At 61.2% G+C, this 24,863-nt stretch carries 25 protein-coding genes and 1 pseudogene; 6 read left to right on the top strand and 20 right to left on the bottom strand.

From position 1 onward, the window contains the following. Positions 1–18: 18 nt before the first annotated feature. The 3 genes from FHT93_RS31295 to FHT93_RS31285 all read right to left on the bottom strand — a co-directional run bounded on the left by FHT93_RS31295 (position 19) and on the right by FHT93_RS31285 (position 1,332). Positions 19–276 carry a hypothetical protein gene (locus FHT93_RS31295; RefSeq protein ID WP_018115578.1) on the bottom strand — a complete coding sequence of 86 codons (258 nt, stop codon included), beginning with the start codon at positions 274–276 and terminating at the stop codon, positions 19–21. 103 nt (positions 277–379) lie between these two features. Then, positions 380–838 (bottom strand): TIGR02301 family protein, encoded by a 459-nt coding sequence (locus FHT93_RS31290; protein ID WP_113114945.1) that lies wholly within the window; start codon positions 836–838, stop codon positions 380–382. A gap of 77 nt (positions 839–915) precedes the next feature. Next, positions 916–1,332, bottom strand: a complete 417-nt coding sequence (locus FHT93_RS31285) for an NUDIX domain-containing protein (RefSeq protein ID WP_007820182.1) — start codon at positions 1,330–1,332, stop codon at positions 916–918. 106 nt (positions 1,333–1,438) lie between these two features. Here FHT93_RS31285 and FHT93_RS31280 point away from each other — a divergent pair, with 106 nt between their 5' ends. Further along, positions 1,439–1,759, top strand: coding sequence for a YnfA family protein (locus FHT93_RS31280; RefSeq protein WP_183851064.1), 321 nt, complete (start codon positions 1,439–1,441; stop codon positions 1,757–1,759). A 95-nt stretch (positions 1,760–1,854) separates the two neighbouring features. Continuing rightward, entirely contained in the window at positions 1,855–2,619 is a 765-nt protein-coding gene (locus FHT93_RS31275; protein WP_183851062.1) for an SOS response-associated peptidase, read from the top strand. 183 nt (positions 2,620–2,802) lie between these two features. Here FHT93_RS31275 and FHT93_RS35965 read toward each other — a convergent pair whose 3' ends face one another. The 5 genes and pseudogenes from FHT93_RS35965 to FHT93_RS31255 form a co-directional block, all read right to left on the bottom strand. Next, positions 2,803–2,937 carry a hypothetical protein gene (locus tag FHT93_RS35965; protein ID WP_018115574.1) on the bottom strand — a complete coding sequence of 45 codons (135 nt, stop codon included), beginning with the start codon at positions 2,935–2,937 and terminating at the stop codon, positions 2,803–2,805. Between the two features lie 166 nt (positions 2,938–3,103). Then, complete coding sequence (pssA, locus tag FHT93_RS31270) at positions 3,104–3,949, bottom strand: CDP-diacylglycerol--serine O-phosphatidyltransferase (protein ID WP_018115573.1); 846 nt, start codon at positions 3,947–3,949, stop codon at positions 3,104–3,106. 18 nt (positions 3,950–3,967) lie between these two features. Then, positions 3,968–4,669, bottom strand: a pseudogene (locus tag FHT93_RS31265) (phosphatidylserine decarboxylase); the annotation flags it as partial. 131 nt (positions 4,670–4,800) lie between these two features. After that, positions 4,801–6,678, bottom strand: a complete 1,878-nt coding sequence (locus FHT93_RS31260) for an ABC transporter ATP-binding protein/permease (RefSeq protein WP_018115571.1) — start codon at positions 6,676–6,678, stop codon at positions 4,801–4,803. A gap of 162 nt (positions 6,679–6,840) precedes the next feature. Beyond that, complete coding sequence (locus tag FHT93_RS31255) at positions 6,841–8,913, bottom strand: LysM peptidoglycan-binding domain-containing protein (protein WP_183851060.1); 2,073 nt, start codon at positions 8,911–8,913, stop codon at positions 6,841–6,843. Positions 8,914–9,069: 156 nt separating this feature from the next. On the opposite strand from FHT93_RS31255, the gene FHT93_RS31250 reads away from it, so the two are divergent. Continuing rightward, positions 9,070–9,693 carry a TIGR00730 family Rossman fold protein gene (locus tag FHT93_RS31250; RefSeq protein ID WP_029616531.1) on the top strand — a complete coding sequence of 208 codons (624 nt, stop codon included), beginning with the start codon at positions 9,070–9,072 and terminating at the stop codon, positions 9,691–9,693. A 72-nt stretch (positions 9,694–9,765) separates the two neighbouring features. Here the strand turns inward: FHT93_RS31250 and rarD are convergent, their stop codons facing one another. Further along, on the bottom strand, positions 9,766–10,680 hold the full coding sequence (gene rarD / locus FHT93_RS31245; RefSeq protein ID WP_112967978.1) for an EamA family transporter RarD: 915 nt from the start codon (positions 10,678–10,680) through the stop codon (positions 9,766–9,768). 114 nt (positions 10,681–10,794) lie between these two features. On the opposite strand from rarD, the gene FHT93_RS31240 reads away from it, so the two are divergent. Beyond that, positions 10,795–11,655, top strand: a complete 861-nt coding sequence (locus FHT93_RS31240) for a methyltransferase domain-containing protein (protein ID WP_183851058.1) — start codon at positions 10,795–10,797, stop codon at positions 11,653–11,655. Between the two features lie 101 nt (positions 11,656–11,756). Here FHT93_RS31240 and cimA read toward each other — a convergent pair whose 3' ends face one another. Genes cimA through cysS form a run of 6 tightly spaced genes read right to left on the bottom strand, consistent with a single transcriptional unit; the run spans position 11,757 to position 17,166 of the window. Beyond that, positions 11,757–13,373, bottom strand: a complete 1,617-nt coding sequence (gene cimA, locus FHT93_RS31235; protein WP_018115567.1) for a citramalate synthase — start codon at positions 13,371–13,373, stop codon at positions 11,757–11,759. A 29-nt stretch (positions 13,374–13,402) separates the two neighbouring features. Further along, on the bottom strand, positions 13,403–14,362 hold the full coding sequence (pip, locus tag FHT93_RS31230; protein ID WP_183851056.1) for a prolyl aminopeptidase: 960 nt from the start codon (positions 14,360–14,362) through the stop codon (positions 13,403–13,405). Next, positions 14,359–14,835, bottom strand: a complete 477-nt coding sequence (locus FHT93_RS31225; RefSeq protein ID WP_018115565.1) for a GFA family protein — start codon at positions 14,833–14,835, stop codon at positions 14,359–14,361. Before FHT93_RS31225 ends, pip begins: the two co-directional genes overlap by 4 nt. After that, positions 14,832–15,320, bottom strand: coding sequence for a GFA family protein (locus FHT93_RS31220; RefSeq protein ID WP_183851054.1), 489 nt, complete (start codon positions 15,318–15,320; stop codon positions 14,832–14,834). The genes FHT93_RS31225 and FHT93_RS31220 overlap by 4 nt, the downstream gene beginning before the upstream one ends. Continuing rightward, the gene (locus FHT93_RS31215; protein ID WP_113013927.1) at positions 15,317–15,793 is read right to left on the bottom strand and encodes a GFA family protein; all 477 of its coding nucleotides are present in this window, start codon (positions 15,791–15,793) and stop codon (positions 15,317–15,319) included. The genes FHT93_RS31220 and FHT93_RS31215 overlap by 4 nt, the downstream gene beginning before the upstream one ends. Then, positions 15,790–17,166 (bottom strand): cysteine--tRNA ligase, encoded by a 1,377-nt coding sequence (gene cysS / locus FHT93_RS31210; protein ID WP_113202847.1) that lies wholly within the window; start codon positions 17,164–17,166, stop codon positions 15,790–15,792. Before cysS ends, FHT93_RS31215 begins: the two co-directional genes overlap by 4 nt. 306 nt (positions 17,167–17,472) lie before the next feature. Between cysS and FHT93_RS31205 the strand changes: the two genes are divergently transcribed. Continuing rightward, positions 17,473–18,054 (top strand): hypothetical protein, encoded by a 582-nt coding sequence (locus FHT93_RS31205; protein WP_113202848.1) that lies wholly within the window; start codon positions 17,473–17,475, stop codon positions 18,052–18,054. A 23-nt stretch (positions 18,055–18,077) separates the two neighbouring features. Here the strand turns inward: FHT93_RS31205 and FHT93_RS31200 are convergent, their stop codons facing one another. The 4 genes from FHT93_RS31200 to radA all read right to left on the bottom strand — a co-directional run bounded on the left by FHT93_RS31200 (position 18,078) and on the right by radA (position 22,729). Then, a complete protein-coding gene (locus tag FHT93_RS31200; RefSeq protein WP_113013932.1) occupies positions 18,078–18,818 on the bottom strand; it encodes an SDR family NAD(P)-dependent oxidoreductase in 741 nt (246 codons plus the stop codon). Between the two features lie 79 nt (positions 18,819–18,897). Further along, complete coding sequence (gene purF / locus FHT93_RS31195; RefSeq protein WP_029616529.1) at positions 18,898–20,388, bottom strand: amidophosphoribosyltransferase; 1,491 nt, start codon at positions 20,386–20,388, stop codon at positions 18,898–18,900. Between the two features lie 230 nt (positions 20,389–20,618). Beyond that, complete coding sequence (locus tag FHT93_RS31190) at positions 20,619–21,239, bottom strand: CvpA family protein (protein ID WP_183851052.1); 621 nt, start codon at positions 21,237–21,239, stop codon at positions 20,619–20,621. An 89-nt stretch (positions 21,240–21,328) separates the two neighbouring features. Continuing rightward, the gene (gene radA / locus FHT93_RS31185; RefSeq protein ID WP_018115556.1) at positions 21,329–22,729 is read right to left on the bottom strand and encodes a DNA repair protein RadA; all 1,401 of its coding nucleotides are present in this window, start codon (positions 22,727–22,729) and stop codon (positions 21,329–21,331) included. Positions 22,730–22,870: 141 nt separating this feature from the next. On the opposite strand from radA, the gene FHT93_RS31180 reads away from it, so the two are divergent. Then, positions 22,871–23,506 (top strand): LysE family translocator, encoded by a 636-nt coding sequence (locus tag FHT93_RS31180; RefSeq protein ID WP_183851050.1) that lies wholly within the window; start codon positions 22,871–22,873, stop codon positions 23,504–23,506. Positions 23,507–23,509: 3 nt separating this feature from the next. On the opposite strand, the gene alr is transcribed toward FHT93_RS31180, so the two are convergent. Then, a complete protein-coding gene (gene alr / locus FHT93_RS31175; protein ID WP_183851048.1) occupies positions 23,510–24,676 on the bottom strand; it encodes an alanine racemase in 1,167 nt (388 codons plus the stop codon). Positions 24,677–24,863: the final 187 nt, after the last annotated feature.

The raw sequence follows: 24,863 nt of genomic DNA, 5'->3' as shown, positions 1-24,863 counted from the left end.
AAACTCTCTGTATTGCCCTTATTGCAGGGTCCTGTTGGTGGAAAACTCACCTGCCAGCATGCGGTCACGCAGCGAGTCCAGCAAGGCCTCGGCGCTACCTTCTCCATGCAATCTGATCGTCTCGCGCAGTGCATGTGCAATTGCAGCATCGGCAATGATTTCAGGCTCGATGCCGTCGGCCATGCCGTCGGCCCAAGCCTCGTTCTGGTATTCCAGAGCCGCCTGCATCTTTTCGTGGACGATCATGTCGTCGATGTCGTTGAGGCTTGGTTCCATTGTCTTTTCCTCAGAACTTCTCATGTCTTACCGCTACGTTAACAACACTAACAGCCTTTTCCCAAAACGACACGTGCGCATGCGAAAACAGGTTAATTAAACGTTAATTTCCAAAGCGCGAAGTAATTTCTGTGGCGAGTGTTGCACCTTCGTTACGGTAGCGTTCCTCTGCCACGATGGCCGCTTGCGTGCAATCCGTGTAAACCGAGGCGAATGCTCGGTATCCGCGATTGAAGGCTGCGGTCAGTTTTTCCTTGCGCTGCGGCTCTCCATTCGTTTCAGAATCAAGCAGTTGCTGCATGTTGGCCCGCCACTCGTCCGCACCCGGCGCCTTGCAGAGCGTGCGCAGATAATGCACCGACCCCAGGACCTCGGCCAGCCGCGCCAGCTTGTCGTCATAGGGTACGACCGCAACCTGCGGCACGACCTCCTCTGGTGGCGGAGCCGCGTTTTTGCCGCCCTGCGCCCCTCCTTGTGCCCCGCCTTGCGCCATTGTGGAACCGGCCCAGACGAGGCCACCGAAGACAAGGGATGACAAGACAACGCGTCGAACGGGAATCATGCTCATAGTTGATACAGGGAGCGTGACAGGAACAAGGCAGATACGGCAGTTTCCACTTCTATTCTAGCGAGTGTGCCTCATTCACCGGCCGCCAGCCGTTCGGCGCATTCGAGCACGCTCTGCGGCACCGGCATGCGCCGGATCTCCTCCACGCTGTACCAGCCGATCGCTGCCGCATCGTCAGCGGCTTCGGCCACCAGGTGGCGGTCCGCCTCGACGCGGAAGACGGAAAGGAAGAAATGGCTGTTGATGCTGCCATCGGGCGCATGCGTCTTCAGGTCATAAGTGGAAAACAGGCGCGGATTTCGTGCCTGAATTCCCGTCTCTTCGAGAAATTCGCGCAATGCCGTCTCCTCGGGCGTCTCGCCAGGTTCGCCTCGTCCACCGGGAAAGGCATACATATCGGCCGAAGGCGGGTTTCGCCTGAGCACAAGAAGGAACCGGCCATCACGTTCTAGGATGGCGGAGGAGGCGGGTTTGGCCTGGGAGGTCATTGCTTTGCACGCTTTGCTGTGATGTCGCCTTATCCCACGGCCGGCGCACCTTGCGCAACCGTCGACATTGCGTGGAATATGGCGTCACGATTCCTGCGAGACGCCGTTGACCTACCTCATCTATGCCCTTGCCGCCCTCTTTGAAATTGCCGGCTGCTTCGCTTTCTGGGCCTGGCTGCGCCTGGCAAAGCCTGTCTGGTGGCTGGCGCCGGGCATGGTGTCGCTGGCCTTGTTCGCCTGGCTGCTGACGCTCGTGCCGAGCGAGGCGGCCGGGCGCACTTTTGCTGCCTACGGCGGCATTTATATCGTCGCCTCGCTTCTGTGGCTCTGGCTGGTCGAAAGCCGCATTCCCAACCGCTGGGATATCGGCGGCGCGCTGGTCTGCCTTGCCGGCACGGCGATCATCCTTTTTGCACCGCGCAGCTGAAGCTTTTCCACGAAAGATGTGCAGCGCCGTCCCATTCGCAATTGCTTGAGGGCAAACCGCCTTGACCGATGTCGGGCACGATGAAAGAAACCCGTATGTGTGGACGTTTTGCCCTGACAGAAGTGGTCAAGGATATCGCCGAAGCTTTCAGCCTTGCCGAGCTGGAAGGCTTTCCGGCGCGCTACAATATCGCGCCGACGCAGCCGATTCTCGTCGTCATCTCGGGTGAGGGGCAGGAGCCGGGCAGCAACCTGCCGGACCGCCGTGCGCTTCTGGTGCGCTGGGGCTTCATGCCGGGCTGGGTCAAGAATCCCAAGGAATTTCCGCTGCTGATCAACGCGCGCTCGGAAACGGCAATCGGAAAAGCCTCCTTCCGTGCCGCCATGCGCCATCGCCGCATCCTGATCCCGACTTCCGGCTTCTACGAATGGCATCGCCCTTCGAAGGAGAGTGGCGAGAAGGCGCAGGCCTATTGGATCCGGCCACGCAGAGGTGGTGTCATCGCCTTTGCCGGTCTCATGGAAACCTGGTCCTCGGCCGACGGTTCGGAGGTCGATACCGGCGCCATTTTGACGACCAGGGCCAACGGCGCAATCTCCTCGATCCATGACCGCATGCCCGTCGTCATCCAACCGGAGGATTTTGCCCGCTGGCTGGATTGCAAGACGCAGGAACCGCGCGCGGTCGTTGACCTGATGCGGCCGGTTCAGGAAGATTTCTTCGAGGCGATCCCGGTTTCCGACAGGGTCAACAAGGTCGCCAATATGGGGCCGGATCTTCAAGATCCGGTACCGCTCGAAAAGGCGCCGAAGCCTCCGCAGAAGAAGGCACCCGACAGCGGCCAGCTCAGTTTCTTCTGAAACCTGAACCCGCTATCCGCTGAGTGGAAAATCCGGTGATCTCTGTTGGTCCGGTTCCGGCGAGTGGCGCGTCTCTTGCTACCCACTATTGCCAAACCCGCCGCATGGCGGGCTCCGGACGTCATCTCCGCATCGCTATGGGCCGGCTGGTATCCGCCTGCCCGTGCGTTTCTTCGCGTCCGCTTAGGCGAGCTTCTTGACCGGTGCCGGCTTTGCCATCATCGAGGCCGCGGCCACGGCCTTGAGGCCGAGCGGGCGGTAGTTGGTGGCGAGATCCGGCTTGGCTGCCTGCTGCTGTTCCGACTTCTTCGAGGTCACGATACTCTCCTTACGTGTTTCCCTAGAATTTTATGTATCATGCTCTTTTGTCTGAAATAGCGACAAAAGAGAGGCGCGGCTTATCAGGAAATGTAACCACGGACCATAATTCGCGAGGCTTAACTGAAACCTACGTTCGTTAATACTTACTTAATAAAGTGAATGCTCAGATATGACGACCGATGTCGTCTTCGCCGATACCGGGCTCTTCGATGGTCAGCGTGCCATATTTGCGCTTCCATTTTCGCGCGCCGAAGGGCAGCGAAACAAGGTAGGCACAGACGGTGACGACCATGACTTCCCAGGTGAAGCTCATCAGCATCGCGACGTAGATCACGACACCGAGCATGGCTGGCAGCACGAGATCGCGCCGCATCCGGCTCTCGGATTTGCCGGACCAGACCGGCAGGCGGCTGATGAGCAGGAAGGCGATGAGGACCGTGTAGCCCGAGGAGAGGAACGCGAAGGTCCGGTCGGCGGTGAGGCCGAGAAAACCGAGATAGACGGGCAGAAGCACCAGCATCGCGCCGGCAGGAGCCGGCACGCCGACGAAATATTCCGATTGCCAGGCCGCGCGATTCTCGCGTTCCGACATCACGTTGAAGCGCGCCAGCCTGAGGCCGGCGGCGATCGTGTAGATGAGCGCGGCGATCCAGCCGAGCGAGCGCGCCTGGTCGAGCGCATAGACATAGACCACGAGGGCAGGGGCGACGCCGAAATTGACGATGTCGGCAAGCGAATCCATCTGCGCGCCGAATTTCGACGTGGCCTTCATCAGCCGCGCCACACGACCGTCTATGCCGTCGAGGAAGGCTGCGAGGAGCACCATGGCGACAGCGAGCTCATAGCGAGCTTCAAAGGCAAGCCGGATGCCCGTCAGGCCGGCGCAGATGGCAAGGATGGTGATGAGGTTCGGAACGACAAGCCGGATCGGAATCTCGCGTAGACGCGGCCCGCGGGCCGAATCGTCGTTCGGGCCATTCGGTTCGAAGGGCGGAAAGGGTGGCTCCATATCGCGCTCTCCTGAAAATTAGCTGCGGCGGCTGATGACCGGACCTTTTGCCGAGGCGAATTCGGCAATGACCGTCTCACCGGCAACCGCCGTTTGGCCGAGCGAGACTCGCGGCGCGGCACCCGCCGGCAGGAATACGTCGAGACGCGAGCCGAAGCGAATGAGGCCGATACGTTCGCCGGCATCGACCGGTTCGTTGACATGCGAGAAGCAGAGGATGCGCCGCGCAACGAGACCGGCGATCTGCACCACACCGATCTGGCCGTGGCGGGTCTCGACGACGAGGCCGTTGCGTTCGTTCTCCTCGCTCGCCTTGTCGAGTTCGGCATTCACGAAGGTGCCGGGGCGATAATTGATGCTGACGATGCGGCCGCGCATCGGTGCGCGGTTCACATGGCAGTTGAAAACATTCATGAAGACAGAGATCCGCAGCATCGGCTCACTGCCGAGATTGAGCTCGGCGGGCGGTGTGACCATCTGGATCGAAGAGACCTTGCCGTCGGCAGGCGAAATGACGAGATCATCGTCCTGTGGCGTGACGCGCTCCGGGTCACGGAAGAAATAGGCGCACCAGAGCGTCAGGATCAGACCGATCCAGAAGAGCGGCTTGAAGATCCAGCCCAATACGAGCGACGCGACGAAAAAGGCGGCAACGAAGGGATACCCTTCCTTGTGCACCGGTACGATCGTGTTGCGAACCGTATCGAACAAGCTCATGAATGCCGGTCTCCTGTCGTTTTTCGTATCCGCTGGTTACAGAAAAACGACCTGATGAGCAATGGCGCGGATCTCAGGCCGCCTTCGATGCATCGGTTCTAAACAATAAAACAGACAGTTCCGCCTGTCTGCAGCTAGCTTGCCGGCGCCAGCCGGTTGACGATGCCGAGCTCGTCGCTCTCGCGAACCTGCTTGAGATGCTCCTCGGCCTGTGTCGCCTCGCGCTGGCGGTTCCACATCGACGCGTAGAGGCCGTTCTGTTCGAGAAGGGCGGCATGCGTGCCGCGCTCGGCGATCTCGCCGCTCTTCAGCACGATGATCTCGTCCGCGCCGATCACGGTGGAGAGGCGGTGGGCGATGACCAGCGTCGTGCGGTTCTTGGAAACGACATCGAGTGCCGTCTGGATTTCCCGCTCCGTCGTCGTGTCGAGCGCCGAGGTCGCCTCGTCGAGGATGAGGATCGGCGGAGCCTTCAGGATGGTGCGGGCAATTGCCACGCGCTGTTTCTCGCCCCCGGAAAGTTTCAGTCCGCGCTCACCGACCTTGGTTTCGAACCCTTCGGGCAGCATCTCGATGAAATGACCGATCTGTGCGATTTCGGCCGCCTGCTTCACCTCGGCTTCATCAGCCGAAGGGCGGCCATAGCGGATGTTATAGGCAACGGTGTCGTTGAACAGAACCGTATCCTGCGGCACCATGCCGATCACCGAGCGCAGGCTCTTCTGCGTGATGGTGCGGATGTCCTGCCCGTCGACGGTGATGGAACCGCTCTGGATATCGTAGAAACGATAGAGCAGGCGCGACAGCGTCGATTTACCGGCGCCCGAAGGGCCGACGACGGCGACCGTCTTGCCGGCGGGCACGTCGAAGGAAATGCCTTTCAGGATCGGCCGGGCCGGATCATAGGAGAAATGCACATCCTTGAAGGAGATGGCGCCCTGGCCGATGGCCAGCGCCTTCGCACCGGGCGCGTCCAGAACCTCGGCCTTCACTTCCAGAAGATCGAACATCTGCTCGATATCGATCAAGCCCTGGCGGATTTCACGGTAGACGAAGCCGATGAAGTTCAGCGGCACCGAAAGCTGCAGCAGCATGGAATTGATGAAGACGAAATCGCCGACCGTGTGCTCGCCGCGCTGGACCGACCAGGCCGAGAGCACGAGCATGATCGTCGTGCCGATGCCGAAGATCACGCCCTGGCCGAAGTTCAGCCAGCCGAGCGAGGTCCACACGTCGGTCGCAGCCTTCTCGTAGCGCTCCATCGACTTGTCGAAGCGCTTGGCCTCCATCTCCTCGTTGCCGAAATATTTGACGGTCTCGAAGTTGAGGAGGGAGTCGATCGCCTTGGTATTGGCGTCCGTATCGCTCTCATTCATCGTTCGGCGGATGGAGATACGCCAGTCGGAGGCGCGGATCGTGAACCAGATATAGGCCCAGACGGTAAAGGCGGTAACGGCGAGATAGGAGAAACCGTAGCCCCACCAGAAGATTGCCGCCGTCAGCACGAATTCGATGACTGTCGGGATCGAATTCAGGATCGTGAAACGCACGATCGTTTCGATGCCCTTGGTGCCGCGCTCGATGATGCGCGAAAGCCCGCCCGTCTTGCGCTCCAGATGGAAGCGCAGGGAAAGCTCGTGCATGTGCACGAAGGTGCGGTAGGCAAGCTGGCGCACCGCATATTGACCGACGCTGGCAAAGAGCGAATCCCTGAGCTGGTTGAGGCCGAGCTGGATGAGACGCGTCAGGTTATAGGCGATGACGAGGGCTGTCGCGCCGATCAGCAGCGGCGGCAACGTGCCCTGAAGGTCCATCCTGCCGTTCAGCGCGTCGGTCGACCACTTGAAGAAATAGGGCACCAGCAGCAGTACGAATTTCGAGATGAGCAGATAGACCGAAGCCCAGACGACCCGCATCCTCAGATCCGGCCTGTCTTTCGGCCACATGTAGGGCCAAAGATTGTAGAGCGTTCCCAACAGGTTGGAGTCTGAAACTGTCTTGCCGTTTGCCATGCGTGTCTCCAGCCCGGCGGGCCGCTGTCGCCGCGGCCTGTCGCCGCCTCCGCGAGATATGCCACCGGATGGCGGATTACAACATTGATAGGGATTTTATAGGCGAGGTGTTGCGCGTCGGTCCTAACGAAAACGGCGGCCGATGGGCCGCCGTTTTTTGATTTAGAGATGTCCGCCCGAGAGCCGTTTGCGATGCAGCTCCTCGGCATTCGGAAGCGCATCCTTCGGGAGGCCGAAGACCTGGCCAGGACGGATGCGGTCCGGATTGAGGATCTTGTCCTCATTGGCGATGTAGATCGTCGTATAGCGCACGCCAAGGCCGTAGGTGCGCCGGGAGATCTGCCAGAGCGTATCGCCACGGCGGATGATGACCGCGTTGTTGTTTGCCGTCAGCGGTGCCTGCTCGATCGTCTTCGGCTGGCTGGCGTCCGATACCTCGTTTGAGGGCATCGGCGCGACATTGGCACCGGGAGCCGTCAGTTCGGCGATGATCGCGCCGAGCTTGTCGAGTGCCGCGCCGACCGACTTGGCATCCTTTGGCAAGCTCTGCAGCATTGTCAGCGCATTCGCCGCAACATGTGAGGCGGAGGAAGATGCCTGCTTGATGGCGTCGGTCGCATCGATGCCCGGATGGAAGTCGACGAGAGAGCGCAGTGCGAACTCGGTGGCCGAGCGGGCTGCCGCAAGCTGCTCAACTCCCGGCACCTTGCCGTCTGCGAACAGGCCCTTCAGCAGGCCGAAGGCTTTCGTCGCATCGCCCTTGAGCTTGCCGAGCTGGCCCTCGTCGAGCGGCACCGCCGCCTGATTGACATTGGCATTGTTGCCGGACTGCGCGGCAACCGTGACCTGATCGCCTGCCGGACGGTTGAAATTGACGGTCGCTCGGATGAGGACCTTGCCCGTGCCATCGACGACATCGACACGGATCTTGTGATCGCCGACCGGGAGATCCATCGCGCCGCTGATAACGAAGTGACCATCCGGCTCCGCCGTATCCTGGCCGATCAGCGCGTCATCGGCGTAACCGATAACCTTGGCATTGGCGCGCGCCGTGCCGGCCACGAAGATCTTGTTGCCTTCGATCTCGACGGCAGTGATCATCACATCGGCAGCAGCGGTACCCTGCTGAGTACCGGGAACAGGAAGTGCCGTATTGGCCGCATCACCTGATGTTGCGGGCATATTCGGCGTCTGCATCGCAACCTGGTTGCTCGGAGCGCCATTAGGCGCAGGCTGCGCGTTGTCGGCCGTCGGCGGATTGCCCGCAGATGCGTCGCTGACAGCCGGCGGAGCGGCGCTGGCGACCTCAGCCTTCGGCGCGGTGATGATGCGGCTTGCCGTGCCGGGCTTGGAAACCATGGCGAGAAGCTCGCTGCCGCTGCCGTCCTTCGGCACGGAAACGGTCGCAACTTCCTCGGACAGCGTGATCTTGCCGTCCTTGCCGGTTACCTTCAGCACCAGCTGGTGGTCGCCTGCCGGAAGCGGGTTGTCGAGAACGGCAGCAAAATCACCGGTGCCGTCGACATCGGTCGTCACGACCACCTTGTCGCCATCGAGCACCTCCAGCTTACCATTCGGCTCGGCCGAGCCTGCAATGACGGTCGAACCGTCCGGCTCCACCCGCAGCACGTCAAAAGCCGGGATTTTCGGGCCGGTATTGGAAGCAGCATCCGCTGCCGGAGCACTCTGGCTATTGGCTGCGGCCGGCTGGCCGGCTGGCTCCGGCGCACCGGTAAGCGCCGCTTCGGCCCGCGCCAGGGCAGCCAGCACATCGGCGGCGTTTTCGGGCAGATTCCGGATGATGTCGCGCGCCTTGCCGGCACCGTCCTTCGCCCTGGAAACGAGGCCCGCAGTGGTGGTGTCGAGGCCATCCGGTGCCACGAAATCTGCGATCGCGGTCAGCGCGCTCACAGTCGCAGTCTTGGCGCCTGCAAGCGCATCGGCGGCGGGCACCTTGCCATCGGCAAACAGTGCCTTCAGGCCGGAAAGAGACCGCACGGCATCGGCGGTGAGACTGCCGATCTTCTGGGCGGCCTCTGCGGCGTCAGCGGCGGTGGAGCGGGAAGTCTTAGACGCTTCGTTAACCGTGTTGTTGACCTCGGTGCCGGCCTGGTTGATCGCGTCGCCGACCTTCGCCACATCAGAGCCGAGCCGGGGCATGACGAAAAACACCATCAGTATGATTGCGATTACGAGCACTGCGAGGGCCAGCAAGCCGGCACGGTTTTTCATCATTGCGTCTCCAAAGGCGGCAAATTGCCGTAGTATTCAGAAATTGCTAGCGATTCCCGTTGCTTTGCACAAGCATTCAAAGCAAATACGCAAGCTCCGGACGTCGCTTTTCAGTCAATTTTCTTGACTGCATTGAAATGGAATAGTTGTTTTTCCCTTATGACCGAACAATCTGTATCGATTCGATCCATTTGCGTTTACTGCGGCTCTCGGCCGGGACGCGATCCTTCCCATATGGCTGCCGGCCGCGCGCTCGGAAAAGAGATCGCGGAATATGGCCTTCGCCTGATCTACGGCGGCGGCACAAAGGGCATCATGGGTGCTGTGGCCAGCGGGACCCTATCCAACGGTGGTCAGGTGACGGGCATCATTCCCGAGTTCCTGATCGACATGGAGGCGACTCGCCATTCCCTGGGCCAGCTCAACGAACTTATTGTAACCCCTGACATGCATGCGCGCAAACACACGATGTTCGAGCGCTCCGATGCTTTCGTGGCGCTGCCGGGAGGTATCGGCACTCTGGAAGAGATCGTCGAGATCATGACCTGGGCGCAGCTCGGCCGTCACGAAAAGCCGATGGTCTTTGCCAACATCAACGGCTTCTGGGATCCGATGATGGAGCTTCTGCGCCACATGACGGGCGAGGGCTTCCTGCACACCGCCCATCGCGTGCAGCCGCTGGTCATCGACGAGATCTCGGGCATCATCCCGGCCATCATGGCGCAGGCGGCAGAGCTTGCCGCCGACCGTGACGGCGAGGACGACGTGATCTCGAAAATGTAGTCTCTCAAGCAATTCTAGCCGCACGTTGGGCAAGGCTTCGGTGGCCGGAATTGCGTGAAAACGGGCGCGGCTCTAACGTCCGCGCGTCGTCGTCAACATCGACCAGCTGTACAAGAACAGGCCGGCCCAGATCAGCGGGAAGGCAATCATCCGCGCCGTATCCATCTCTTCGTGGAAGACGAAGACGGCGATGAGGAAGATCATCGTCGGCGCGATATACTGCATGATGCCGATGGTCGAGAGCCGGAGCAGCTTGGCGCCATTTGCGTAGATCATCAGGGGTACGGCGGTGATCAGTCCGCAGCCGAGCAGCAAGGCGGTATCGCTAAAGCCGGTGCGGTAGAAGTGCCCTTCGCCGCTGACGAATTCCAGGTAGAGGATGTAGAGCAGGGCGGGCAGGCTGAGGATCAGCACTTCCAGGAAGAAGCCCTGGTTCGGCCCAAGCGGCAGCGTCTTGCGAAACAGGGCATAGAAGCCCCAGCTGAACGCCAGCGTCAGCGCCACCCAGGGAATGCCGCCGCTGTCGAAGGCGAGCACGACGACCGCAAGGCCGGCAAGGCAGATCGCAGCAATCTGCAACGGCTGCAGTTTTTCTTTCAGGAGCACGGCGCCGAGGAAGATGCTGAAGAGCGGATTGATAAAATAGCCCATCGCCGCATCGAGCGAATGGCCGGCGCCGATCGCCCAGACATAGGTGCCCCAGTTCACGGTGATCAGTGCCGCAGTCATCATGGCCATGGCGAGCATGCGTGGAGAGCGCAGCGCGACCTTGATATCCTGCGTGCGTCCGAGCACCAGAAGCACGATACCGGCAAGCGGCAGCGACCACACGATACGATGGGCAATGACTTCGGCAGGCGAAATATGCGCGACCGCCTTCATGTAGATCGGCAGAAAGCCCCAAAGAAGATAGGCCGTCAGCGCGAAGGCAAAGCCGCGTGGACTGTCTTCGTTCTTGATCAAGGGGGCGCTTGCATCGGCAGACATCGGGTGTTTCCATCTTTGTTCTGTTTCTGATCCGCATTAGCTTAAGCGGCGTGAATAGGCCAATTCATTTCATTGAATGGAACAGCACCTGCGTGGACGCGAAGAGAGGCAAGCATGGACGAAACTGACCTGGCGGTCTGTCGGCAAGCCTATGCCGCCCAGATGCTGGCAAAGATGGGGGTCGCGGACGACGAGCGGCTGAGGCAGGTCTTTGCCACAGTGCCGAGAGAAGATTTCCTGGACCCGCCGCCGTGGCGCATGGCGAATGGAATTGGCTATCAGGACATGCCGTCAACCGATCCCGTCATCCTCTATCAGGATGTCCTCGTCGCGCTGCAGGAAGAACGGCAGGTCAACAATGGCAGCCCCTCGCTTCATGCGCTCGGTCTCCACTGGCTTGCGCCGCAGCCGGGGGAAACGGCCTGCCATATCGGTGCCGGCGGCGGTTACTACACCGCCATGCTGTCGCATCTGGTCGGCGGCGACGGCCATGTCACGGCGATCGAGTACGACAGGGAGCTCGCCGCTCGCGCGAGCGTCAATCTGGCGCCCTATGGCAATGTCGAGCTTGTCTGCGGCAACGGCCTGGAATGGCCGAAATCGTCTGCCGATGCGATCTACGTCAATTTCGCGACCCACCGGCCTGCCGATCCCTGGATCGGCAATCTCTCAGTCGGCGGCCGGCTGATCTTTCCGCTCTCTGCTCCCTCCCGCGACGGCAACGACAATCTGCGGCCGCGCAGTGCCCGCGGCGGCTTCTTCCTGATCAGGCGCACGGCCACGGAATACAGCGCCCGCTACCTCAGTCCTACCGTCTTCGTCTGGGGCCATGCCGCTTCAGGGACGATCGAGACCTATAAGGCACTGGAATCCACCTTCCGGCATGGCGGTATGGAGAAGGTCACACGGCTGCGCTGGAAAATGCCGAAGCAGGAGGACGAATGGTATTCGGAGGAGGACTGGGGCCTCCTGTAGAGCATTTCCGTTTTCGTTCGAGAGACGGAAACGCTCTATCTCCTTGTTTTCAAGCAATTCCGTGCGCAAACCGCAGCACAGTTTTGCCGGAATGCTCCAGCTCACTCGGCAGCTATCTTGCCGGCAAGTTGCCGGTTTTTCATCAGCTTGTAGATGACCGAGTCCATCAATGCCTGGAACGAGGCGTCGATGATGTTTTCGGAAACGCCGACCGTCCACCAGCGCACACCGCTGGAATCGGTCGATTCAATCAGAACGCGGGTAATGGCCTCGGTGCCGCCATTGAGGATACGCACCTTGAAATCGGCGAGCACCAGATCGTCGATCTCATGCTGATATTTGCCGAAATCCTTGCGCAGCGCGAGGTCGAGCGCATTGACCGGGCCTTCCGCTTCCGCCACCGACATCAGCGTCTGGCCATCGATGGCGATTTTCACGACGGCTTCGGAGACGATCTTTATGCGCCCGTGGGAATCGAAGCGTCGTTCGATCATCACCCGGAAGCCTTCGATCGTGAAGAAATCCGGGATTGTGCCCATGGTGCGCCGCGCCAGAAGCTCGAAGCTCGCATCGGCGCCCTCGTAGGCATAGCCGGAGGCCTCGCGCTCCTTGACGATCGAAATCAGGAGATCGAGCTTCGGATCATCCTTGGCGACGTCGATGCCGCGCCGCCTCAGCGCATTGATGAAGTTTGCCTTGCCGCCCTGATCAGAGACCATGACCTTGCGGAAATTGCCGACACTTTCCGGCGGCACGTGTTCGTATGTGCGCGGGTCCTTCAGCAGCGCCGAGGCATGGATGCCGGCCTTCGTCGCGAAGGCGGACGCGCCGACATAGGGCATCTGATGATCCGGCGAGCGGTTGAGCAGCTCGTCGAAGGCATGCGACAGGCGGGTGAGGTTGGTCAGCCGCTCGGCGTCGATCGCGGTTTCGAAACGCGTATTGTAAGCGCTCTTCAGCGCCAGCGTCGGGATCAGCGTTACCAGATTGGCATTGCCGCAGCGTTCGCCGATGCCGTTCAGCGTGCCCTGGATCTGGCGGACACCGGCCTCGACGGCAGCAAGCGAATTGGCAACGGCCTGGCCGGTATCGTTATGCGCATGGATACCGAGACAGTGCCCCGGCACGCCGAAGGCGATCACCGCCTCGACGATTGCGCGCACTTCCGGCGGCTGCGTGCCGCCATTGGTGTCGCAGAGCACCACCCAACGCGCGCCGTTCTCATAGGCGGTCTTCGCGCAGGCAAGCGCATATTCCGGATTGGCCTTGTAGCCGTCGAAGAAATGCTCGCAGTCGACCATCGCCTCCTTGCCGGCGGCAACGACGGCCTTGACGCTCTCGGCAATGGATTCGAGATTCTCCTCGTTGGTGCAGCCAAGCGCCACCTGCACGTGATAATCCCAGCTCTTGGCGACAAAACAGACCGCGTCGCTGCGCGCCTGCAGGAGCCCGGCGATACCCGGATCGTTGGAGACGGAAACACCTGGCCGCTTCGTCATGCCGAAGGCGACGAAGGAGGCCTGGCTCGTACGCTTTTCCGCGAAGAAGGCGGTATCGGTCGGGTTTGCTCCGGGATAACCGCCCTCGACATAGTCGAGCCCGAAATCGTCCAGCATGCTTGCAATCGCAATCTTGTCCTCGACCGAAAAGTCGATGCCGGGCGTCTGCTGCCCGTCCCGAAGCGTCGTGTCGAAGAGGTAGATTCTTTCGCGTGCCATAGTGGTGTTTCCTGTCGCCGCTTGCGGCCTTATTGTTTGCCTGCGAACCGGTCCGTTGCCCGGATCAGCTGGTCGAGAATGCCAGGTTCCGAAAAGGCATGCCCGGCGCCTTCGATCAGGTGGAACTCGGCGTTTGGCCATGCCTTGTGCAGCAGCCAGGCATATTTGGCCGGGCAGGGCATGTCGTAACGCCCGTGGACGATGACGCCGGGGATATCCTTCAGCTTGTAGGCATCGCGCAGCAGCTGGCCCTCATCCATCCAGCCGGCATGGACGAAGAAATGGTTTTCGATGCGCGCAAAGGCATAGGCGAACTCGGCTTCCTCGAACTTGCCGCTGGTCGATTTCTCCGGCAGCAGCGTGATCGTCTCGCCCTCCCAGATGCTCCAGGCCTGGGCCGCCTTCAGAGCCACCGCCCGGTCCGCACCGGTGAGGCGCCGGTTATAGGCGAGCATCATCTCATGGCGTTCTTCATGCGGGATAGGAGCGACAAAGCGCTCCCACTTGTCCGGGAACATCTCGGAGACACCGAACTGATAGTACCAGTCGAGTTCGGCCCGCGTCAGCGTGTAGATGCCGCGCACGACGAGTTCGGAAACGCGATCCGGATGTTTCTCGGCATAGGCGAGCGCCAGTGTCGAGCCCCAGGAGCCGCCGAAGACCTGCCATTTGTCGATGCCCGCCATCTCGCGCAGCCGCTCGATATCGGCAACGAGATGCCAGGTCGTGTTGGCCTCGAGGCTTGCATGTGGGGTCGACTTGCCGCAGCCGCGCTGGTCGAACAACAGCACGTCATAAAGATCAGGATCGAACAGACGGCGATGGGCGGGTGAAATGCCTCCGCCCGGACCGCCATGCAGGAAGACCGCCGGCTTGGCGCCCGGCTTGCCGCAGCGCTCCCAATAGATCACATGGCCGTCGCCGACATCGAGATGGCCGGAAGCATAGGGTTCGATTTCCGGATAGAGTGTGCGCATCGCTCCAGTCATATCTTCACGCCTTTTGCGGGCCAGACAGCGGTATCGTGGTCGGGATGCTGGAAGGAGATGATCGCCTCCTGCCGGGCGTAAAAATCCGGATCCTTGTGCACGGGCGCGTCGAAGATCGTCTCGACCCAGGGCAGGCGGGCATCGTAATTGACCTGGATCTGCGGGGCGAGATCGCTGCGATCGTCGAAAGTGCCGATCGCAAGCTCCAGCCCGCCCGGATGACGATAGGTCATCGGCGTGCCGCAATCGCTGCAGAAGCCGCGCTCGATATTGACCGAGGACTGGAAATAGGTCGGTTCGCCGCGCGACCACTCCATGCCCTCTTCCGGCGCTGTCACCAGAGCGGAAAAGAAGCCGCCGAACTGCTTCTGGCACATGCGGCAATGGCAGATGGACGGACGTCCGAGCTTGCCTGTTATGCGGAAGCGTACGGCGCCGCACTGGCAGCCGCCTGTTCTCGTCGTCTCGGTCATGGATGAGCTCCTGAAGGCCATTGGGATGTATCGTGGTCGGGATGCTGATGATTGCTAGCCGCAATCCCGTCCTCGCGATCGGTTGTTTCCGGTTCCGGTTCGACGGGCAAGCCATCGAGCGCATGAAACCAGACCATTTTGCTGTCGAGATTGGATTGCATGACCGGCTTTACAGCTTGCGGATCATCGAGCGAGCCGAGCGTGATGTTGATGGAGTCGGCATCGGGAATGTCGTAGAAAAGCGGCGTACCGCAATCGCCGCAGAAGCCGCGCCGCACGAGGCCGGAGGAGTGGAACCATTTCGGCTCGCCACGTGTCAGCTCGAAATCGACCCGCATCACCCCTGCAAGCGGCAGGAAATAATTGCCGGCCGCCTTCTGGCACATGCGGCAATGGCAGACATGTGGATAGCCGAGCTGGCCATTTGCCCTGTAACGAACCGCGCCGCATTGGCATCCACCGCTCTGTTCAGCCTTTGCCGTCACGCGTGATCCTCCGGCGGCCAGACCGGCGTATCACGGTCGGGGTGCTGATAGGACACGATCTGATGGAGGAAGGAACCGGCAGCGAGATCTGCCTCGGTTCGTTCTGCCGGCAGTTCGTGCAGGTGATCGACGAAACCGATCTTGCCTTCCACCCCCCACTGAATGGTCGGCGGCAGCAACGACGGATCATCGAACGCGCCGGCCGCAACGGCCATACCGTCAGGCGCCTCATAGGTCAGCGGCGTGCCGCAATCGCCGCAGAAGCCGCGGTTGACGAAATTCGAGGACCGGAAGGTCTTGCGCTGGCCTCTGGTCCATTCGAATTCCATTCCGCGTACGGAGACCAGCGGTGCGTAGTAGGCGCCGAACGCCTTCTGGCACATGCGGCAGTGACAGATCGACGAATCCGGCGGCGTGCCCCGCGCCCGGAAACGGATCGCGCCACATTGGCATCCGCCGGTATAGGTGTTCATTTCTTCACCTCCCACGTCGTCACCCGCTCGCCCGTTGCCGGATCCTTGCCGTCCTTGAGCTGGATGCCTTCGGCGACAAGCGTGTCGCGGATCTTGTCGGCCTCGGCGAAATTCTTCGCTTTCAAGAGCTCGAGCCGCGCCTTGACGCGCGTATCGATTTCCGCCGCCACGGCCTCGTCGATCTCCGTCTTCTTCGGCAGCACGCCGAGCAGGGCGGCACTGGCTGCAAAGACGGCGGGATCGCCGGATTGGGCAAGCGCATGCAGCGCCTGGACGGCGGCGACCGTGTTGAGGTCGTCGGCGAGCGCATTCAGCACCGTTTCGTCCGGCTTGGCATTGCCGGGTTCTGCGGCCGGCCATTTGGCGAGCAGCCGCTCGGCTTCCTCCAGGCGCTTGACGGAGAAATCGATCGGCTCGCGATAATGCGTCATCAGCATCGCAAGACGCAGCACTTCGCCCGGCCATTGCCGGCCGGCGAATGTCTCTGTGTGCAGAAGTTCGTAGATGGTGACGAAATTGCCTTCGGATTTCGACATCTTGCGGCCTTCGACCTGCAGGAAGCCGTTATGCATCCAGACATTCGCCATCACGTTAGTGCCATGGGCGCAACGCGACTGGGCGATCTCGTTCTCATGGTGCGGGAAGATCAGGTCGAGCCCGCCGCCATGGATATCGAAGACATCGCCGAGATAGCGTCCGCTCATGGCCGAGCACTCGATGTGCCAGCCCGGTCGGCCGCGGCCCCAGGGGCTCTCCCAGCCGGGCTCGTTTTCGTCAGACAGTTTCCAGAGCACGAAGTCGCCCGGGTTTTTCTTGTGCGCATCGACGGCGACGCGCGCGCCCGCCTGCTGTTCGTCGAGATTGCGTTTCGAAAGCTGGCCGTAGTCGGCCATGGACTTCGTATCGAACAGCACTTCGCCTGAGGCCTGGTAGGCATGACCCCGCCCAATCAGCCGCTCGATGATCTCGATCATCTGGGTGATATTGTCGGTCGCGCGCGGCTGTACAGTCGGCTCGAGCGAGCCGAGTGCCAAGGCATCGTCGAGAAACTGCTTCTCGGTCTTCTCCGTCACCGCCCGGATCGCCGCATTGAGCGGCAGGCCCGGATAATCGCGCAGCGCCCTCGCGTTGATCTTGTCATCGACATCGGTGATGTTGCGCGCATAGGTGACATGGCTTTCGCCATAGACATGGCGCAGCAGGCGGAACAGCACGTCGAAGACGATGACCGGCCGGGCATTGCCGATATGGGCGAAATCATAGACCGTCGGGCCGCACACATACATGCGGACGTTTTCGGCATCGATCGGGGCAAAGACCGATTTTTCCCGCGTCAGCGTATTGTACAGCTTCAGTTCCGGCGTGCCGCCCATTCCACTCTCCTAAAATGCATATGCAGAAAAACACCACCACCGGCAGACCGGGGCGTTTCGCATCTTGGAAATTTGGGAGACGAAAACGGCCAGGCCAGCTTTGGGCTAGCGAATAATCTTCCGGCAAATAATGCAGGTAACCGTTTTCATGCGGAAGGTTATGGCTTGGGCGATGAAAAAGGTCAAGGGTCAGAACTTCCTGAGATGCCATTGCCAGGGACCCGAAAATACTGAGAGAAGAGGGAGTGCATAGGGCACGTCCAGGCAGTTGTGCCTCGGACCGAAGATCTTGTTCAGAGGCTATGAATGTTCGGCTTGTTTAGGAAGGGTTCCAAGAGCGCGATTGTTGTCGCCACGCTCAATGCCCGCCTTCAACCAATGGATAGGGGCGAGCTGGAGGATGCTTTTGATGCCTTTATGGCAGAGAAAAAGCACGGTATGCGGGTTGTTGGAGGTGGCACGCTGCAGGCGGCAAGTGGTGAGATTGCGAAATGCGACATCGAGATCGAGGTCGATAATCCCACGGATGCCAGACTGACGCTTTTGACCGAAGTTTTGGAATCGATGTTGGCTCCGGCTGGATCGATCCTACAGATTCCAGATCAGCGACGGAGCATCAATTTTGGACGGCAACATGGCCTCGCGGTTTACGTGAACGGCGCGGAATTGCCGGCTTCTGTCTATGAAGAATGCGATATCAATCACGTGGTGGCCGAGTTCTCACGGCTTCTGGACGGCGCCGGAGTCGTTGCCAGCAATTGGCAGGGACCACGGGATACAGCGCTCTACATTTACGGCAGGGATTTCGAGACGATGTTATCGCACCTTAAGCCCTTTATCGAAAGCTACCCACTGCTAGAACGCTGCCGGATCGAGAGGATCGCCTGAAACGATCGGTCCTTGCGGCAAGGTCATCCCGGCAGCTGGTAATCGACCAGCTTGTTCTCGCGCACGATGAACAGCTTGCCGGTCTCCGTTACACCCGGACCAACCAGCGGAAGTATTGCCTTCGCCACTTCGGACGGATGCGGCAGGCTCATCGGGTCTTCGCCCGGTACTGCCTGCGCGCGCATGGCGGTGCGCGTGGCGCCCGGATCGACGCTGGTGATGCGCAGCGGCGTCGATTGCGTCTCGCCGGCCCAGGTGCGGGCAAGCGCCTCGACGGCTGCCTTGGAGGCGGAATAGGCGCTCCAGAAGGGGCGGCACTTGTGAGCGGCGCCCGACGACATGATGACGGCGCGGCCGGCATCCGAGCGCGTCAGCAGCGGATCGACCGAGCGGATCAGCCGCCAGGTGGCATTCACATTGATGTTCATGACCCTCTCGAAGACCTTCGCCTCGATATGGCCGATCGGCGAGATGACGCCGAGCACGCCGGCATTGGCAACTAGAATGTCGAGCTTGCCCCAGCGCTCGAAGATCGAGCCGCCGAGACGATCGATTGCTTCCATATCGGCGAGATCGAAGGGAACGAGGGTCGCTGAGCCGCCCACCGCCTTGATGGCATCATCAAGCTCTTCCAGGCCGCCGACGGTGCGGGCGCAGGCAATCACATGCGCGCCGGCCTTGGCGAGTTCGAGGGCGGTGAAATAGCCGATGCCGCGCGATGCGCCTGTGACCAGCGCGATCTTGCCTTCGAGATTGATGTTCATCTGCCTCGGTCCCGGATGTGCTTGAAAAGGTAAGGGGCGCAATAAGCGCCCCTGATAGGAAAGTCAAAGCGGAAGCGGCTCAGCCGTTGCTGGCAAGCACGGAAATCTTGTTGCCCATGGACTCGCCATTCTTGTCGAGCAGCCGGGTCGGATAGTCACCGGTGAAATAATGGTCGGTGAACTGCGGGCGGGCCGGGTTGCGATCCTCGCCGCCGACGGCGCGATAGAGGCCGTTGATCGACAGGAAGGCGAGCGAATCCGCACCGATATATTTCGCCATGGCTTCGACATCGGCATACTGGTTTGCGAGCAACTTGTCGGCGTCGGGCGTGTCGATGCCGTAAAAATCCGGGAAGAAGATCATCGGGCTGGCGACGCGGATGTGCACTTCCTTGGCGCCCGCCTCGCGGATCATCTGCACGATCTTCAGCGAAGTCGTGCCGCGTACGATGGAATCGTCGACCAGCACCACGCGCTTGCCTTCGATCATCGCCCGGTTGGCGGAGTGCTTCAGCTTCACGCCGAAGGCTCGGATCTGCTGCGTCGGCTCGATGAAGGTGCGGCCCACATAGTGGTTGCGGATGATACCGTATTCGAAGGGAATGCCGCTGGCCTGTGCGTAGCCGAGAGCAGCAGGCGTCCCGCCATCGGGAACCGGCACGATGACGTCGGCATCGACATGGGCTTCCTTGGCAAGGTTCATGCCCATGTTCTTGCGCGTCGTATAGACGTTGCGCCCGCCAACGACTGAATCCGGACGTGCGAAATAGACATATTCGAACAGGCAGAGGCGTTCCGGCTGCTGCTTGCTCGGCTTGCGGGCATCGATGCTGATTGAGCCGTCGGGCTGGATTTCGCAGATGACGACTTCGCCATTCTCCACGTCGCGGATGAACTTGGCACCGATAATGTCGAGTGCGCAGGTTTCCGAGCAGAAGATCGGCTTGCCATCGAGTTCGCCCATGACGAGCGGGCGGATGCCGGTGGGGTCGCGCGCGGCGATCAGCTTCGTGCGCGTCATTGCGAGCATCGAATAGCCGCCTTCCATCTGACGGATAGCATCGATGAAGCGATCGGCCGTGGACGTGTGGCGGGAGCGGGCGATGAGGTGGAGAACGACCTCGGTATCCGATGTCGACTGACAGATGGCGCCGGTCGCGATGATCTGCCGGCGCAGCGTCAGGCCGTTCGTGAAATTGCCGTTATGGGCAATGGCGATACCGCCTTCTTCCAGTTCGGCAAAGAGCGGCTGCACGTTGCGCATCGCCACTTCGCCTGTCGTGGAGTAGCGCGTATGGCCGATCGACATGCTGCCGGGCAGGCGGGCGAGTGTCATCGGATTGGTATAATGGTCGCCGACGAGGCCCATATGGCGTTCCTGATGGAAGCGCTTGCCGTCGAAGGAGACGATACCGGCCGCCTCCTGCCCGCGATGCTGAAGCGCATGCAGGCCGAGCGCGGTCAGCGCCGCCGCATCGGGATGTCCCAGAATTCCGAAAACGCCGCATTCCTCATGCAGCGTGTCTCCGTCGAGCGGATCGTCAATCGGGAAGGAATGGGACTGGTTCATTTCTGCGGGCCTCTGCTCTCACAAGAATGGATCGGCTTGTCCAGTAGCATGATACCGGAAATCTTGCAGCTTTCCGATAAATTCATGCTGAACGACACTTCCTCAAAGCCCGCTCGCCGGCTCTGAAACGGTTGAGGCCCGGCGGAGCGAAATGCCCGGCCGGACCTTTGGTCTTACGTCCCGCTCAAATGGCAATTGCCAGGCCGCGGGTCAAGCGAGTGAACACTGCGTCAATTAGATGGCTGCTGTGCGCCATTGTTAGGGGCGGGTGCTGCGTCTTCCGCCGGAGCCTGATCGTTGGCCGGCGCATTTTCTTCCGTCGTGCGCGCGCCACCAAGCTTCTCGGTAATGCTCTTCTGGATCATCTGGGCGAATTCATCCGGCAGGACCGCCTGCAGGCGAACGACGAGAGAATCCAGGAATGGCTTCGATTTGGCATTGTTGACCCAGGCGGGGCGGTGATCGGCATCGACCAGCCAGTTCCAGAAGGCAACGGCGACGACGAGCAGAAGTATGCCGCGCGCAGCACCGAAGAGGAAGCCCAAAGTGCGGTCGAGTGCACCGATGCGGCTGTCGATGATGAAATCGGCGATCTTCATGGTGATGAAGGAGATGATGATCAGCGCGATCAGGAAGACGACGGCGGCCGAGCCGACGATGGCGATACGGTCATCGTCGGTATATCTCTTCGCATAAGGCACGAGATGCGGATAGAGATAGTAGGCGGCGGCTGCAGAGCCGCCCCAGCTCGCGATCGAGAGGATCTCGCGCGAGAAGCCGCGGACCATTGCCAACACGGCGGAGAAAAGCACGACGCCGATGACAATACCGTCGAAAATCGTAATGGGCATGTAAATTCCACTCCAGACTGCCGCCTTGCGGGCCGCGTCGCGCCTTGTTTGGCTGATCCTATAGCATCCCCGCTATCAGTGATGAAGGATCAAACGTCTTCTTCCACACGCTGCAACGCCCCTTTCGAGCCGGCTATGCGCGCGACCAGATCCGGCAGGCTCTCGATCTCGCTCCAGCGGCCGCCGCTCTTGGGCAGTTCGGCGGAGCCGGATGGCAGCAGAGCAGCCGAAAAACCCAGCTTTTCGGCTTCTTTAAGGCGCTGGGCTGTTTGCGCAACCGGCCGGACGGCGCCCGACAGACTGACTTCGCCGAAATAGACGCAATCGGCCGGAAGGGCAATACCGGCCAGCGAGGAAACAAGAGCCGATGCGACGGCAAGATCGGCGGCAGGCTCGGAGATGCGGAAGCCGCCGGCAATGTTGAGATAGACGTCATGCTGGCCGAGCCGCACGCCGCAATGGGCCTCCAGAACCGCAAGGATCATCGACAGGCGAGCCGAGTCCCAGCCGACGACCGCGCGCCGCGGCGTGCCGAGCGATGTCGGCGCCACCAGTGCCTGCACTTCGACGAGAACAGGTCGCGTGCCTTCCATGCCGGCAAAGACGGCAGCACCCGGCGATTTCTCGTTGCGCTCGCCGAGGAAGAGTTCGGAGGGGTTGGCGACTTCGCGCAGACCCTTGTCCGACATTTCGAAGACACCGATCTCGTCCGTCGGTCCGAAGCGGTTCTTGACCGTGCGCAGGATGCGATAGTGATGGCCGCGGTCGCCCTCGAAATAGAGCACGGCATCGACCATGTGCTCGACGACGCGCGGGCCGGCGATCTGGCCGTCCTTGGTCACATGGCCGACGAGCACCATGGCCGCGCCCGTCTGCTTGGCAAAACGGATCATCGACTGCACGCCGGTGCGCACCTGCGTCACCGTACCCGGCGCGGATTCGGCGAGTTCGCTCCAGAGCGTCTGGATGGAGTCGATGATGACGAGATCGGCGCGTTTGCCCTCGGCAAGTGTTGCCAGAATATCCTCGACATTGGTCTCTGCCGCCAGCATCACATCCGTGTCGGCCGCATTCAGTCGCTGGGCGCGCAGTCGCACCTGCGCCACAGCCTCTTCGCCCGAAACGTAGATGATCTTGTGCCCGCGCCTGGAAAGCGCGGCCGCCCCTTGCATCAGCAGCGTCGATTTGCCGATGCCGGGATCGCCGCCGACGAGTACGGCCGAACCGCGCACGAAGCCGCCGCCCGTGACGCGGTCGAGTTCGGAAATGCCGGTATGGATGCGCGGCGCTTCCTCGATCTCGCCGGACAGGGCGGTCAGTGCGACCGGCCGGCCCTTCTTCGGCGTCTTGGCCGGTCCGCCGCCGATGCCGCCCATCGGGTCTTCCTCGACGATGGTGTTCCACTCGCCGCAATTGTCGCATTTGCCGGCCCAGCGGTTATGCACCGCACCGCAGCTCTGGCATATGAATTGTGTTCTGGCCTTGGCCATCAATGACTGCTTTCACGTAGAGCCGCCTGGGCGGCCGAATCGGTTTCGCCCTAGATAATGGCTTCCTGCACCGATCAAAACTAATGATTTTCCTATCAGCGGCCGGGCTGGCAGCATCGGCAGGCTCTCAAGGGATAGGCCATGCTCGATTATTCGCTCGCTCACTGGATCGGTTTTTTGACTGCGGCGGTCCTCCTGAACATCTCGCCCGGTCCGGACATGGCCTTCATCCTCGGCCATACGATGAAGAGCGGCACGCGCGCCGGCTTCTCTGCCGTCTTCGGCATCTGGACGGGCGCCTGCATCCACGTGCTTCTTGCCGCTTTCGGCCTGTCGGCGATCCTTGCCGCCTCGGCAATCGCCTTCTCCACCGTCAAATGGGTGGGCGCGGTCTATCTCGTCTGGCTCGGTATCCAGGCGCTGCGCTCGAAAGGTGAGGGCGGCTTTGTGCTTGCAGCGGGCGAGACGGTCGGCTGGCGGCGCATCTATCGCCAGGGCGTGCTGGTCTCGCTGCTCAATCCGAAAGTGGCGATCTTCTTCCTCGCCTTCCTGCCCCAATTCGTCGTGGAGGGCGCCGGCCCGGCATGGCTGCAACTTGCCGTCCACGGCGGCCTGATCATTGTGGTCGCCTTTTTCATCGAGCCGCCGCTGATCCTTGCGGGTGGGCGGCTCGCCGATCTCTTCAAGCGCAATGCCAGGATCGGCCTGTGGCTGGATCGCGGCCTTGGTGCGCTGTTCGTGGCGCTCGGCGTGCGCCTCGCGCTCACAACACGCTAGGGACTATTCCTCGTCCATCTCGTACTTGCGCTCGTGGCGCAGGCCGATGCTGGTCAGCATCTCGTAACCGATCGTACCGGCAGCCTTGGCCGCGTCGTCCACGAGCATGTTCTTGCCGAAGAGCTCGATATAGTCGCCGGCGCGAACCGCATTTTCCGGTAAGTCGGTCACGTCGAAGATCGTCTGATCCATGGTGATGCGGCCGGCGACAGGTACCTTGTGACCGGCAATGAAGCCCTGTCCGCCCTGCGGCACTGCCTGGCGCAACGGCACGCCGCCGCTCGACTGGCTGCGCATGTAGCCGTCGGCATAACCCGCCGCAGCAACGGCGAGCCGGCTGTCGCGCGTCAGCTGCAGCGTCTGCCCGTAGCTGACGGATTCACCGGCCTTGACGGTACGGACCTGGATGATGCGCGCCTCGGCGGTCGCCACCGGACGCATCGTGTTCGCCATGCCGTTGACGGCCTGCCCGCCATAGAGCGCAATGCCCGGCCGGGTGAGATCGAAGTGATAGTCGCTGCCGAGCAGGATGCCGCCGGACGCCGCAAGACTTGAATCGATACCTTCATAGGCGGCGCTAACCTTGCGGAATGATTCAAGCTGCTGCCTGTTCATTGCCGAGGAATGATCGTCGCCGCAGGCAAGATGGCTCATGACGAGAACGGGCGCAAAACTCGCCGGCCGCGATACATCGTCGGCAAGAGCGAGCGCTTCATCCAGCGTCAGTCCGAGACGGTTGAACCCGGTATCGACATGCAGGGCGCAAGGATAGTCGCCGTAGTCTGCAAGCACTGCCATCCAGAATGCAAGCTGCTCTTCCGAGGAGATGATCGGCACCAGATCGTTTTCGAAGAAGCGCCGCTCGGTGCCTGGCCATATGCCTGCCAGCACGAAGATGCGTGCCTCAGGCGCAAACATGCGCAGCGTCACACCTTCATCGACGGTCGCCACGAAGAAATCCCGCGCGCCGGCAAGATAGAGCGCTTCGCCGGCATCCTCGATCCCCATTCCATAGGCATCCGCCTTGACGACGGCGGCCGTGCGCGCCTTTCCGGAGCGGCGCGCCATATCCCGCCAATTGTCGGCCAGCGCCGTCAGATCGACGGTCAGCCGCAGGCCGGCGGAGGCGAAAAGGTCCTCGTCTTCGAAGGGGATGGAAAAATCTGTCATGAATCGCCGCACTGAAAGGAAAAGGAAAATGCTGCCAATACTCTAGAGACCATTGTGGCAAAGAGAAAGCACGCGCAGTCACATAGCAGCCTTTCCCACATGCGATCACTTTTGTTCAAGACGGACGGTCCGGCGCGCGCTAGTCTGGCCGGATGCAGAACGTATCGCAAAAAGAGGCGGCAGATGC

It is taken from the genome of Rhizobium sp. BK379 (genome assembly GCF_014193955.1).
In the GTDB taxonomy this organism is placed as follows: Bacteria; Pseudomonadota; Alphaproteobacteria; order Rhizobiales; family Rhizobiaceae; genus Rhizobium.
The sequence above is the reverse complement of the archived record's forward strand: the minus strand, read 5'-3'. Positions and strand labels throughout refer to the sequence as shown.

Bases quoted from the DNA above. Each gene is read 5' to 3' on its own strand.
- FHT93_RS31295 (WP_018115578.1), bottom strand. From the start codon at position 276: ATGGAACCAAGCCTCAACGACATCGACGACATGATCGTCCACGAAAAG.
- FHT93_RS31290 (WP_113114945.1), bottom strand. From the start codon at position 838: ATGATTCCCGTTCGACGCGTTGTCTTGTCATCCCTTGTCTTCGGTGGC.
- FHT93_RS31285 (WP_007820182.1), bottom strand. From the start codon at position 1,332: ATGACCTCCCAGGCCAAACCCGCCTCCTCCGCCATCCTAGAACGTGAT.
- FHT93_RS31275 (WP_183851062.1), top strand. From the start codon at position 1,855: ATGTGTGGACGTTTTGCCCTGACAGAAGTGGTCAAGGATATCGCCGAA.
- pssA (WP_018115573.1), bottom strand. From the start codon at position 3,949: ATGGAGCCACCCTTTCCGCCCTTCGAACCGAATGGCCCGAACGACGAT.
- FHT93_RS31260 (WP_018115571.1), bottom strand. From the start codon at position 6,678: ATGGCAAACGGCAAGACAGTTTCAGACTCCAACCTGTTGGGAACGCTC.
- FHT93_RS31255 (WP_183851060.1), bottom strand. From the start codon at position 8,913: ATGATGAAAAACCGTGCCGGCTTGCTGGCCCTCGCAGTGCTCGTAATC.
- FHT93_RS31250 (WP_029616531.1), top strand. From the start codon at position 9,070: ATGACCGAACAATCTGTATCGATTCGATCCATTTGCGTTTACTGCGGC.
- rarD (WP_112967978.1), bottom strand. From the start codon at position 10,680: ATGTCTGCCGATGCAAGCGCCCCCTTGATCAAGAACGAAGACAGTCCA.
- FHT93_RS31240 (WP_183851058.1), top strand. From the start codon at position 10,795: ATGGACGAAACTGACCTGGCGGTCTGTCGGCAAGCCTATGCCGCCCAG.
- cimA (WP_018115567.1), bottom strand. From the start codon at position 13,373: ATGGCACGCGAAAGAATCTACCTCTTCGACACGACGCTTCGGGACGGG.
- pip (WP_183851056.1), bottom strand. From the start codon at position 14,362: ATGACTGGAGCGATGCGCACACTCTATCCGGAAATCGAACCCTATGCT.
- FHT93_RS31225 (WP_018115565.1), bottom strand. From the start codon at position 14,835: ATGACCGAGACGACGAGAACAGGCGGCTGCCAGTGCGGCGCCGTACGC.
- FHT93_RS31215 (WP_113013927.1), bottom strand. From the start codon at position 15,793: ATGAACACCTATACCGGCGGATGCCAATGTGGCGCGATCCGTTTCCGG.
- cysS (WP_113202847.1), bottom strand. From the start codon at position 17,166: ATGGGCGGCACGCCGGAACTGAAGCTGTACAATACGCTGACGCGGGAA.
- FHT93_RS31205 (WP_113202848.1), top strand. From the start codon at position 17,473: ATGTTCGGCTTGTTTAGGAAGGGTTCCAAGAGCGCGATTGTTGTCGCC.
- FHT93_RS31200 (WP_113013932.1), bottom strand. From the start codon at position 18,818: ATGAACATCAATCTCGAAGGCAAGATCGCGCTGGTCACAGGCGCATCG.
- purF (WP_029616529.1), bottom strand. From the start codon at position 20,388: ATGAACCAGTCCCATTCCTTCCCGATTGACGATCCGCTCGACGGAGAC.
- FHT93_RS31190 (WP_183851052.1), bottom strand. From the start codon at position 21,239: ATGCCCATTACGATTTTCGACGGTATTGTCATCGGCGTCGTGCTTTTC.
- radA (WP_018115556.1), bottom strand. From the start codon at position 22,729: ATGGCCAAGGCCAGAACACAATTCATATGCCAGAGCTGCGGTGCGGTG.
- FHT93_RS31180 (WP_183851050.1), top strand. From the start codon at position 22,871: ATGCTCGATTATTCGCTCGCTCACTGGATCGGTTTTTTGACTGCGGCG.
- alr (WP_183851048.1), bottom strand. From the start codon at position 24,676: ATGACAGATTTTTCCATCCCCTTCGAAGACGAGGACCTTTTCGCCTCC.